This is a genomic window from Nonomuraea corallina (assembly GCF_027620315.1).
Classification (GTDB): domain Bacteria; phylum Actinomycetota; class Actinomycetes; order Streptosporangiales; family Streptosporangiaceae; genus Nonomuraea; species Nonomuraea corallina.
Window position 1 is genome coordinate 1 of the sequence record NZ_JAPNNL010000216.1, and the last position, 11483, is coordinate 11483.

8 protein-coding genes are annotated in these 11483 nt (G+C 74.0%); 6 read left to right on the top strand and 2 right to left on the bottom strand.

Going from position 1 to position 11483, the window contains the following annotated elements; all coding sequences use genetic code 11:
- The first annotated feature begins 1 nt into the window (after position 1).
- Both OUY22_RS32875 and OUY22_RS32880 read left to right on the top strand, forming a co-directional pair.
- Entirely contained in the window at positions 2-1213 is a 1212-nt protein-coding gene (locus OUY22_RS32875; RefSeq protein WP_270159164.1) for a VWA domain-containing protein, read from the top strand.
- A 105-nt stretch (positions 1214-1318) separates the two neighbouring features.
- Positions 1319-2329 carry an enolase C-terminal domain-like protein gene (locus OUY22_RS32880; protein ID WP_270159165.1) on the top strand — a complete coding sequence of 337 codons (1011 nt, stop codon included), beginning with the start codon at positions 1319-1321 and terminating at the stop codon, positions 2327-2329.
- Between the two features lie 71 nt (positions 2330-2400).
- Here the strand turns inward: OUY22_RS32880 and OUY22_RS32885 are convergent, their stop codons facing one another.
- Positions 2401-3861, bottom strand: coding sequence for an LCP family protein (locus OUY22_RS32885; protein WP_270159166.1), 1461 nt, complete (start codon positions 3859-3861; stop codon positions 2401-2403).
- A gap of 141 nt (positions 3862-4002) precedes the next feature.
- On the opposite strand from OUY22_RS32885, the gene OUY22_RS32890 reads away from it, so the two are divergent.
- Positions 4003-4866 (top strand): enoyl-CoA hydratase-related protein, encoded by an 864-nt coding sequence (locus tag OUY22_RS32890; protein ID WP_270159167.1) that lies wholly within the window; start codon positions 4003-4005, stop codon positions 4864-4866.
- Position 4867: 1 nt separating this feature from the next.
- Complete coding sequence (locus tag OUY22_RS32895) at positions 4868-5770, top strand: alpha/beta hydrolase (protein ID WP_270159168.1); 903 nt, start codon at positions 4868-4870, stop codon at positions 5768-5770.
- 9 nt (positions 5771-5779) lie between these two features.
- On the opposite strand, the gene OUY22_RS32900 is transcribed toward OUY22_RS32895, so the two are convergent.
- Positions 5780-7222 (bottom strand): alpha/beta hydrolase family protein, encoded by a 1443-nt coding sequence (locus OUY22_RS32900; protein ID WP_270159169.1) that lies wholly within the window; start codon positions 7220-7222, stop codon positions 5780-5782.
- A gap of 154 nt (positions 7223-7376) precedes the next feature.
- Here OUY22_RS32900 and OUY22_RS32905 point away from each other — a divergent pair, with 154 nt between their 5' ends.
- Together OUY22_RS32905 and OUY22_RS32910 are read left to right on the top strand one after the other, a co-directional pair.
- The gene (locus OUY22_RS32905; protein WP_270159170.1) at positions 7377-8486 is read left to right on the top strand and encodes an exonuclease SbcCD subunit D; all 1110 of its coding nucleotides are present in this window, start codon (positions 7377-7379) and stop codon (positions 8484-8486) included.
- Positions 8487-11483 (top strand): AAA family ATPase (locus OUY22_RS32910; RefSeq protein WP_270159173.1); only part of this gene is annotated, 2997 nt, incomplete at its 3' end.

Sequence of the window (11483 nt, forward strand, 5' to 3'; positions counted from 1 at the left end):
CATGGCTGACCAGGACGAGCGGCTGCGCCGGTGGCGGCTGGTGCTCGGCGGCGGCGACGCCGACGGCACCGGCCATGGCCTGCGGGGCGCCGACGCGGGGATGGACGCGGCGCTGGCCGCGCTCTACGGGCAGGGCGCTCCCGGAGGGCAGGGCGGCCCCGGAGGCCGGGGCGAGCGGGGTTCCGGGCGCGAGGGCGGGCTGGGCGCGTCGGCGCCGCGCGTGGCCCGCTGGCTCGGCGACATCAGGACCTACTTCCCTTCGACGGTCGTGCAGGTGATGCAGAAGGACGCCATCGAGCGGCTCAACCTGACCCGCCTGCTGCTGGAGCCGGAGATGCTGGAGGCCGTCGAGCCCGACGTCCACCTGGTGGGCACCCTGCTGTCGCTCAACCGGGTGATGCCCGACCAGGCGCGCGAGTCGGCCAGGGCGGTGGTCCGCGCGGTGGTCGCCGAGCTGGAGCGGCGGCTCGCCCAGAAGACGAGGGCGGCCGTCACCGGCGCGCTCGACCGCAGCGCCAGGAGCCACCGCCCGAAAAGGGTGGCCGACATCGACTGGGACCGCACGATCCGCGCCAACCTGAAGAACTACCTGCCCGAGCACGGCACCGTCGTCCCGTCCCGGCTCGTCGGGTACGCGCGCAGGCAGCGGGCGGTGCAGCGGGAGGTGGTGCTGGCGATCGACCAGAGCGGGTCGATGGCGGCGTCGGTGGTCTACGCCGGCGTGTTCGGCGCGGTGCTGGCCTCGACGCGGTCGCTCAAGACGTCGCTGGTCGTCTTCGACACCTCCGTGGCCGACCTGACCGACCAGTTGCACGACCCGGTGGAGCTGCTGTTCGGCGCCCAGCTCGGCGGCGGCACCGACATCAACCGGGCGATCGCCTACTGCCAGGGCCTCATCACCCGGCCCACCGACTCGATCTTCGTGCTGATCAGCGACCTGTACGAGGGCGGGATCCGTCAGGAGATGCTGCGCCGGGTGGCCGCGATGACGCAGGCCGGGGTCCAGGTGATCGTGCTGCTGGCGCTGTCGGACGAGGGCGCGCCGTTCTACGACCACGAGAACGCGGCGGCGCTCGCGGCGATGGGCGTGCCGGCGTTCGCGTGCACGCCCGACGCCTTCCCCGATCTGATGGCCGCGGCGATCGAGCGCCGCGACATCGGCCGGTGGGCGGAGCGCAACCTCGGCGTCCGCCCAGGTCCGGCCGTGCCCTGAGCGGCCGCCCGGGGCCCCGGGGACGCGGATGTCCGGAGTCCCGCGTTTCGTCCACGGCGCGGCGGCGGGCACACTGGAGGGAACCGGTTCACCAGAGGGGGGTTCATGCCGCGAGTGCGGGAGCTGGAGGTGCTCCGTGTCGTGCTGCCGTTCGGCAGGCGCACGGAGAGCCTGCTGGTGAAGCTGACCGATCACGGCGGCATGACGGGCTGGGGCGAGGCCGTGAGCCCGCCCCCCAAGTCCTGGTCGAGGCTGGAGGAGACGCTCGGGGCGGTGCTCCTCGGCGTCGACTGGGAGCACCCCGACAGCGTCCCCAGCGGCGATCCCGCCGTCGACATGGCCTGCTGGGACCTGTGGACGCGGATGCGCGGCGTGCCGCTCGCCGACGCCATCGGCGGCACCCGCACCTCGCTGATGGCGACCGTCCGGCTCACCCCCGACCTGTCGATCGAGAGCCTGGTGACGCGGGTCAACCAGCAGGTGTGCGCCGGCTACAGCCACGTGACGCTCGACGTGCGGCCGGGCTGGGACGTCGAGCCGGTGCGGGCCGTGCGCGCCGCCTACCCGGCGCTGACGCTCGCCGTCGACTGCGGCAACGCCTACACCGACGGCGGCCAACTCGTCGCGCTCGACGCCTACGGGCTGGAGGTGATCGAGCGCCCGTTCCCGGTCGGCGACGTGTACGCGCACGCCGACTTGCAGGACCAGGTGTCCGCCTCGGTCGCGGTCGAGGTGCGTGCCACCGCCGACCTCGACGACTACCTGACGCTGCGCGCGGCCCGGGTGCTGCTGCTGCGGCCGGCGGCCTTCCCGTCGATCAGCGAGGCCCGCCGCGCCCACGACCGCGCGGTCGCGGCCGGGTGGGACATCCAGTGCGCCGGCGGCCAGGGCGCGGGCCTGGCCAGGGCCGCGACGGTCGCCATCGGCAGCCTGCCTGGCTGCACGCTGCCGTGCGACGTGACGCAGCCGCCGCGCAACAACCAGATCGTCACCCCGATCGTCGGCGCCAACGCGGGTGTCATCGCCGTCCCGTTCACCCAGCCCGGCCTCGGCCACTCCGTCGACGAGACCCGGCTGCGCCGCCTGGCGAAGGACTACTTCACCTTCACGGCCTGAGGCTGTCGCGGCCTGAGGCTGTCACGGCCTGAGGCTTTCACGGTCTCAGGCTGCCTGCGGCCCGGGGTCGCTCACTCCTTGCCGCAGCCCGCCGCCAGGTCCGTGGCGGGCTCGTCGCCCTCGGCCTTGTCAGACGTCCGCGTACGGGACGGCGTGGCGGACGGGGTGGCGGACGGGGTGGCCGCCGGGGTGGCCAACGGCGTCGCGGAGGCGGCGACCGGGGTGCTGCCTTCCGACGCGCGCAGCGCCTCGCGGACGAGCTTGCGGATCCGCCGCCAGTCGGGGTCGTACGTCCTGATCAACGGCGGTACGAACTGGATGCTGGTCACCTTGGCGTCCTGCACCTTCAGCGCGAGGGGCACCAGGTGGCGGAGCATGTCGCGGGGGATGTCGGTCCTGATCAGCTCCTTGGTCGCCCCGGCGATCGCGGTGAACCTGGACAGCACCGTCGCCGGGTCCGCCTCCTCCAGCAGCGCGCTGATCACGCACCGCTGACGGCGCATCCGGGTGTAGTCGTCGCTGTTGGTGCGGGAGCGGGCGTACCACATGGCGTCCTCGCCCTTGAGCTTGCGGGTGCCGGCCTTCACCCGGCCCTCGTTGTACCTGCCGAAGACCACGTCCTGCTCGACGGTGAGCGTGACGCCGCCGATCGCGTCGATCAGCCGGGCGAACCCCCACATGTTGACCAGCGCGTACCAGTCGACCTCCAACCCCAGCGTGTGCCCGATGGTCTCCATCAGCACCTGGGGGCCCTGGTCCCGCTTGCCGTCGAAGATCTCCGGGTGCGCGTCGGAGTACTCCCAGACGCTGTTGAGCAGGTCGCTGCGGCCGCCGGCGGGATCGGGGGGCAGGCGGAAGCCGTCGGGGAAGCGTTCGGCCATCGGCGTGCCGGGCTTGAACCGCACGTCCTCCAGGTTGCGCGGCAGGCTGAACAGCACGGTGGCCCCCGTCCGCACGTCCACGCTGGCCAGGTGCATGCTGTCGGTGCGGATGCCGGGACGGCGTTCGTCGGCGTCGCCGCCCAGCAGCAGGATGTTGACCCGCTCGCGGCCGGCCCACGGGTCCTCGACCGGCACCGGCCGTTCGCCGTCGTCGGCCTGCGGCTCCGGCTTGGGTTCGTGGAAGATGGCGTTGAGCGCCTCCCGCCCCGTCCACACATACTGGGTGACCAGCGCGAACGGCGCGATCACCGCGACGGCGAGCAGGCCGGCGAGCATGCCGGTGACCATCTGCTCGCCCTGGCGCAGCCGGCCGGGCCGCAGCACGGTGAACGAGTGCACGATCATCCCGAACCACGCGGCCCCCAGCACCGCCGTCACGATGATGATCAGGATGAGCCAGGTGTCGTCGACGAGCCCGCCGAAGGCCGCCAGGTCGTCGGTGGTGAGCCAGACGCCGAGCAGGGCGAGCAGGGCGGCCGCGTAGCAGCCGAGCAGCGTCAGGCCCGTTCTCCGCCATCCCGCCTTCAGATGAGCGGCCCCCGGCGCCAGGGCCGCCAGCATCAGCCAGCCGACGAGCCGCAACGCACCCACCGAATCCTCCTTGGACCGCTCTGTCCCCCGCTTCCCCGAACATCACCACATAGGCGGGATTCGAGACGATGGTCTCGGGACAAAATATGAAATCCGAGGTTATCAATGGATGAACTTTTGTGACCGAATAAGATTCGGTTCATGGCGTTCACTGAGATCGAGTACGGCGTGGCCGACCGGGTCGCCACCATCACCCTGAACCGTCCCGAGCGGCTCAACGCGTTCACCCTCACCATGCGCACCGAACTGATCGAGGCCTTCGACCTGGCCGACGCCGACGACGACGTGCGGGCGGTCGTCGTCACCGGCGCGGGCCGGGCCTTCTGCGCGGGCGCGGACCTGGGCGGCGGCGGGGGCACGTTCGGCCGTTCCCAGCGGGAGGCCGAGCTGGTGAACGGCTACCCCCGCGACGGCGGCGGCACCGTCGCCCTGCGCATCGCCCGCTCACTCAAGCCCGTCATCGCCGCGATCAACGGCGCCGCCGTCGGCGTCGGCATCACGATGACGCTGCCGATGGACGTCCGCCTGGCCGCCGACGACGCCAAGCTCGGCTTCGTCTTCGCCCGGCGCGGCATCGTGCCCGAGGCCGCCTCCAGCTGGTTCCTGCCGCGGATCGTCGGCATCGCCCAGGCCATGGAATGGGCCGCCACCGGCCGGGTCTTCGGTGCCGCGGAAGCCCTGGAGGGCCGGCTGGTGTCACGCGTCCACCCCCGGGAGGAACTGCTGCCCGCCGCGTACGCGCTGGCCCGCGAGATCGCCGAGAACACCTCGGGGGTATCGGTGGCCGCGGTGCGCAGGCTGATGTGGTCGGGACTGTCGGCGTCCTCGCCATGGGAGGCGCACGCGGCAGACTCCCGGCTGATGACCGAGCTGGGCCCCGCAGCCGACGCGGTCGAGGGCGTCACCGCCTTCCTGGAGAAGCGGCAGCCCGCCTTCCCGATGTCCGTCGGCGAGGACCTCCCTCCCGGAGTGCCGTCCTGGCCGGAAGATCCCTATGGTGTCTAGCATGTACGAGACGACCGTGCTGACCATGCCGCCCGACTACGAGGGCGAGGTCGTGGCGACCCTGATCTCCAAGCGGACCGGATCCCGCCGGGCGGTCCTCTACCTCCACGGCTTCACCGACTACTTCTTCCAGGACCACCTCGCCGACCACTACCTCGCCCGCGGCATCGACTTCTACGCGCTCGACCTGCGCAAATACGGCCGCTCACTGCTGCCGCACCAGACCCGCGGCCTGGTGCGCAGCGTCACCGAGTACTTCCCGGAGATCGACGAGGCCGTCCGCCTCATCCGGCGCGACCACGACGAGCTGACCCTCAACGCCCACTCCACCGGCGGGCTCATCGCCCCGCTCTGGGCCGACCGGGTCCGCGGCCGCGGCCTGGTCCAGGGGCTCGTGCTCAACAGCCCGTTCTTCGATCTCAACGTCTCCCGCCCGGTCCGCCTGGCCGCCGACCTGCTCAAGACCCCGCTCTCGTACGTGACCAGGCCGATCCCGCTCGGCTCCAGCGACGTCTACGGTCGCAGCCTGCACCGCGACCACGACGGCGAGTGGCACTACGACCTGGAGCTGAAACCCCTCGGCGGGTTTCCGGTGCACGCCACCTGGCTGGCCGCCATCCGGCGCGCCCAGCGCCGCCTGCACGCCGGGCTGCAGGTGGACGCGCCCGTGCTCGTCCTCACGTCGGGCAAGGGCCTGCGGGTACGGGACTTCGTGCCGGAAGCGCGCTCGGCCGACGTCGTGCTCGACCCCGAGCACATGGCCCGCTGGGCGACCTCGATCGGCCCGCACGTCACCTGCGTGCGCGTGGACGGCGGCGTGCACGACCTGGTGCTGTCGTCCGAGCCGGTCCGCAAGCAGGTGTTCGCCGAGCTCGACCGCTGGATGGACGCCTACGTCGGGTGACGCCCCGGCCTACCAGGGGAACGAGAAGAGCCCGTAGTAGGCCGCGGCCACCAGCAGCAGGCCGGTGCCGCCCAGCACGCCCGCGATCGCCACGTGCTGCCAGCGGCTCGGCCGCATGCCCTCGCGCAGGCCCGACACCACCGCGGCCACGGCGGTGACCTCCTGGATGAGCATCAGCACCGCCAGCACCCGCACCACGAGCCAGCCCGCCAGCACCGCCGGCCACGCCCCGGCCTGGTTGATGCTGAACAGCACCAGCAGCATGATGAACGCCACCACCGACACCAGCAGGCCGACGCCGGTCCACACCATCTTGGCCAGCCTGCGCCTGATCGGCGGCCACAGCCGCGCGTTCAGCTCCGGGATCTGATGCCGGCCGCGCAGCCGTACCACCATCGCCGCGACCGGGCCCGCCACGTAGCCGACGGCGGCCAGGCAGATCGTCAGCCCGAGCATCGTGCCGCCCGCGTACCACGGCGCGGCCGGCACGTCGGCCGCCTGGAACCGCTGCACCGGCGTCGCCCCCGCCAGGTGCACCGGCGGCTTGGCGGTGCCCGGCAGGCCGAGGATCCAGTTGCCGAGCGTGTCGAGGTAGCCGGCGGTGAAGTCGCCGCCGTGGACCCGCATCGCGTGGTCGCCGTCGGCCAGGTAGCGGATCGTGTAGTGGTCGTTCCCGGCCGCCCGCATGCCGCGCAGCAGCGCGTCCGTCGACTCCACGAACGGGATCGACGGGTCGGTGGTGCCGTAGAAGGCGAGCACCGGCTGCTCGATCCGGCTCAGCGCGGGCTGCGCGTCATAGCGCAGGAAGTCGAAGCCGACCGCGCCCATCGCCCTGATCAGCAGGTCGCGCACGCCCGCCGGCGCCCGCAGCCGCAGCAACTGCTCGTTCAGCGCCCAGGCGACCTGCCGCAGCGGCGAGACGTTCGGGGAGGAGACCAGCACCACGAACCCCACGCCGGGGCTCTTGGCCGCGGCGATCGGGACCACCCAGCCGCCCTCGCTCACCCCCCAGACGCCCACCCGGGCCGGGTCGACGTCGGGACGGGTACGCAGGTAGTCGACCATGCGCAGCGCGTCGTCCGCCAGCAGCGAGAAGTCCCGGTCGCGGAAGTTGTAGCCGACCGTCCGCTTGTCGAACGCCAGCGTCACCACGCCCGCCCGCGACAGGAACTCCGCCTGCGGCGTGAACTCCGTGCGCGAGCCGTTCCCCGAGCCCGACACGAACACCATCGCCGGGTAGCGGCCCGGCCGCGTCGGGAATCGGACCGTTCCGTGAAGGGTCTGCCCTTCGGCCCGGACCGAGATCAGCTCCTCCCTGAAGCCGGAGACCGCCGCCACCGGGCGCAGCTCCGAGGCGGGCTGGGGAGGCAGCGACCGCAGGGTGACATCGGCCTTGAGCGGCGGCGGGTCGAACGCGGGAGGCAGCACGTATCCGACGGAGGCGAGAGCCACCAGTAACAGACCTGCGGCAAGGCTCAAGATGCCACGGCCAGTCCGCATCGGCCTCCCCATGTGCGTTGGTTTGCCCGTCGATCTTCCAGCTTACTCCCAGCTCATGTGGCGCAAGAGGCGGCCTTTGTCACTGGGACCTGTTAGGTTCCTGCGAATGCGGATCCTGCACACCTCCGACTGGCACCTGGGCCGCTCGTTCCACCGCGAGAATCTACTCGACGCGCAGGCCGCGTACGTCGACCACCTGGTGGAGACGGTGCGGGCCGAGCGCGTCGACGTCGTGCTCGTCGCCGGCGACGTCTACGACCGGGCGCTGCCGCCGGTCGACGCCGTCGCCCTGTGCAACGAGGCGCTGCGCCGCCTGCGCGAGACGGGCGCCCGCACGATCCTGATCAGCGGCAACCACGACTCCGCGCGCCGCCTCGGCTTCGGCGCCGCCCTGATCGAGGCGTCGGGCGTCCACCTCCGCACCGACCCCGACCAGGCATGGGAGCCCGTGGTGATCGACGAGGTCGCCTTCTACGGCATCCCCTACCTGGAGCCCGAGCTGGTCCGCCACCCGTGGGAGCTGGCCGAGCGCAGCCACGCCGCCGCCCTCACCCACGCCATGGACCGCGTCCGCGCCGACGCCGCGCGCCACCGCCACGCCGTGGTGCTCGCGCACGCGTTCGTGACCGGGGGAGCGGCCAGCGACAGCGAGCGCGACATCAGCGTCGGCGGCATCGCGCACGTCCCGCTGTCGGCCTTCGCCGGCGTCGACTACGTCGCGCTCGGCCACCTCCACGGCCGCCAGCGCATGTCCGAGACCGTCCGCTACTCCGGCTCCCCGCTGGCCTACTCGTTCTCCGAGGCCGGGCAGGTCAAGGGGTCCTGGCTGGTGACGCTCGGCTCGGGGGCGGAGTTCGTGCCCGCGCCGGTGCCGCGCCCCGTCGGCCGCCTCATCGGCCGGCTCGACGACCTGCTCACCTCTCCCCGCCACGCGGGCGTCGAGGACCACTGGCTGCAGGTCGTGCTCACCGACCCGGCCCGGCCGCGCGCCGCCATGGAACGGCTGCGCGCCCGCTTCCCGCACACGCTCGCCCTGTCCTTCGAGCCCGAAGGCGAACGTGCCGGGCCCGCCCCGGCCCGGCACACCGGGCGGCCGGAGGCCGAGGTCGCGCTCGACTTCGTCCGCGAGGTCTGCGGCGAGCCGGCCACCCGCGAGGAGGAGGACCTGCTGAGACGGGCCATCGAGGAGTCGCGGGTGAAGGAGGCGATGGCGTAGATGCGGCCGCACCGCCTGACCCTGACCGCGTTCGGCTCCTTCCCCGGGACCGAGACGGTCGACTTCGACGCGCTGACCGAATCCGGCCTGTTCCTCGTCCACGGGCCGACGGGCGCGGGCAAGACCACCGTCCTCGACGCCCTCTGCTTCGCCCTCTACGGCCAGGTGCCCGGCCAGCGCAACAGCGCCCGCAGCCTGCGCTGCGACCACGCCCCGCCCGCCGCCGGGCCGTCCGTCACGCTCGAGGTGGGCATCCGCGGCCGCTTACTCCGCATCCACCGCTCCCCGGCCTGGCAGCGGCCCAAGCTCCGCGGCACCGGCTACACCGAGGAGAAGACCAAGGTCATCGTCGAGGAGCGGCGCGACTCCCGGTGGCAGGGGCTGACCACCCGCGCCGACGAGGCCGGCGACCTCGTGGGCGGGCTGCTGGGCATGAACGCCGACCAGTTCTGCCAGGTGGCGATGCTGCCGCAGGGCGACTTCGCGCGCTTCCTGCGCGCCGACGGGCTGGAGCGCCGCAAGCTCCTCGAACGGCTCTTCACCGTCAAGATCTTCACCCAGGCCGAGTCGTGGCTGGCGGAGCACCGCAAGCAGTCCTGGCGCGCCCAGCAGGAGCTGCGCCAGCAGGTCGAGTACGCCGTCCACCGCGTCGCCGAAGCCGCCGGCCCCGACCTCCTCGACCCCGCCTCGGGAGCCCACACCCAGGACCTCGGTCCGGCCCACCCCGCCCCACCGGAGGGTGACGGCGGTCGCGGTGCGGCGAGGCCGCCGGACCCTGAGGACGATCCCGAGTCCTGGGCCGGCCTGCTCCTGCGGGCGGCCGAGGCGGCCGTCGTACGCACCGCCGACGCCCACGCGACGGCCGAGCGGGCCTGGCGAGCCACGACCGCCCGCTTCGAGCGGGCGGCGGCGCTCGCCGAACGGCAGCGCCGGCACGCCGAGGCCCTGACCCTCCGCCGCACCCTCGACGAACGCGCCGAGGAACGCGCCGAGCTCCAGGCCGTCCTCGACGACGCCCACCGCGCCGGCGCGGTCATGCCGCTCATCGCCGCGGCCCGCCAGCGCGCCGAAGCCGCGGCCAAGTCCCGCGCCCTCGCCGCCGACGCCCTGGCCCGCGCCCACCCCCTGCTTCCCCGTACGCCGCCGCCCGGCACCCAGGCGGCCCCGCCCGTCCCCGTGGCGGGGTGGGTGCCGCCCGAGCACCTGGCCGTCCTCGAACGGGAACGCCAGAGCGAGATCGCCCGCCTGTCCGAGCTGCTCACCGAGGAGGCCAGGCTGCTCGTCGTGCGGCGCGACCTCGACCGGGCCCACGACGACCTGGCCGCGCTGGTGCGCGAGGACGAGCGGGTGAGCGAACGGCTGGCCGCCCTGCCCGCCCTCGTCGAGGACGCGGAGCGGAGACTGGCCGCCGCGCGCGCCGCCGCCGCGCGCGTCCCGGCCGTCGAGACCGTACGCGAGGCCGCCGCCGCTCTGATCGAGACCGATCGGGAGCTCGCCGAGCTGGCCGTGGAGCTGGAGGCGCTGGGCGAGCGGGAGGCCGAGGTGGCCGCCGCGCAGGCGGAGCTTCCCGCACGGGTCGCCGACGCCGCCGCCCGGCTGGCGGAGGTGCGCGGGGAGGCGGCGGGCATCCCGGCCGCCGCCGCCGCGCTCGACTCCGCCAGGGCGACGCTCGACGCCGCCCGCCGCCGCGACGTGCTCGCCGCCGAGCTGGACGGCGCCCGAGCCGTACGCCAGGAGGTCGTCGACCGGGCCCAGAGCCTGCGCGAGCGCTGGCTCGACCTCCGTCAGGCGCGCCTCGACGGGATGGCCGCCGAACTGGCCCGCGACCTCGCCGAAGGCCGGCCGTGCGCGGTCTGCGGCTCCGAACACCATCCGCACCCTGCGGCTCCCGCGCCGAGTGCCCCCTCGGCGGACGACGAACTGGCCGCCGAGCGCGCCCACGAGACGGCGGTCGCCGAGCGCGAGTCGGCCGAGCGCGCGCTGGTGTCCCTCGAGTCCCGCCACGCCGACGCGCTGGCCGCGACGGCGGGCACCTCCGTCGCGGACGCCGAGGCCTCCGTGCTCCGGGCGGAGCGCGACCTGGCCCGCCTCCACGAGGTGGCCGAGCGCGAGCCGGAGCTGGCGGCCGAGCTGGAACGCGTGGAGGCGGAGCGCGACAGGGTCCGCGACCGCGCCCGCGAACTCGGCGAACTCCTGGCCGCCCACCGCGCGCACACCACCCGCCTGCGGTCCGAACGCGCCCGCCTGCACGCCCGCCTCACCGAGACCAACGCCCTCCCACCCACCGAATCCCAGCCCGACACCCCGTCCGAGCCGGACTCCACGGCGGTCGCGGGCACCGCCGCCACCCAGTTCACCGTCGCCGGGGCGGAGCGATCGGCGGGGCCGGTCGCGGCCGATCTCCGGAGTTCCGGATCGCGGGCTGCGGGCGATCTCGGTCCGGACGACGTACGGGAACTGCTGCGCGTGCTGGACGGCGAGCTCGCCCGGCTGCGTGAGGCGGTGGCGCGGGAGCCCGCGCTCGCCGACGAGGTGACGCGGCGGGGGCGTGAGAGGGAGGCGCTCCAGGAGGAGGCCCGTCAGCTGGCGGCGCGGCTGGCCGCAGGCCGCACCCGGCAGGAGGAGCTGAGCGCCGACGCCGCCCGCCTCGGTGCCAGGCTGGACGAGGCGCGCGGCGACGACCCCACGATCACGGCCCGGCTGACCAGGCTCAACGACCAGGCGGAGCTGCTGCGGGAGGCGCTGGAGGCGACCCGGGCGGCCGTGGCCGCCGAGCACGAGCGGACCACGGCCGACGAGGCGGCCCAGGCGGCGGCGCGTGAGGCCGGGTTCGCCGACCCGGGCGACGCCGCGGCGGCCGCCAGGAGCGTCGCCGAGCTGGAGAGCAAGAGCGAGACGCTGCGCCGGCTCGACGACCAGCTCGCCGCCGTCACCGCCGTCCTGGAGGACCCCGCGCTGATCGCGGCGGAGGCCGAGCCCGCCCCGGACCTGACCGGA

Excerpts from the sequence above, each read along its gene's own strand:
- OUY22_RS32875 (WP_270159164.1), top strand. The coding sequence starts at position 2 with ATGGCTGACCAGGACGAGCGGCTGCGCCGGTGGCGGCTGGTGCTCGGC.
- OUY22_RS32880 (WP_270159165.1), top strand. The coding sequence starts at position 1,319 with ATGCCGCGAGTGCGGGAGCTGGAGGTGCTCCGTGTCGTGCTGCCGTTC.
- OUY22_RS32890 (WP_270159167.1), top strand. The coding sequence starts at position 4,003 with ATGGCGTTCACTGAGATCGAGTACGGCGTGGCCGACCGGGTCGCCACC.
- OUY22_RS32895 (WP_270159168.1), top strand. The coding sequence starts at position 4,868 with ATGTACGAGACGACCGTGCTGACCATGCCGCCCGACTACGAGGGCGAG.
- OUY22_RS32905 (WP_270159170.1), top strand. The coding sequence starts at position 7,377 with ATGCGGATCCTGCACACCTCCGACTGGCACCTGGGCCGCTCGTTCCAC.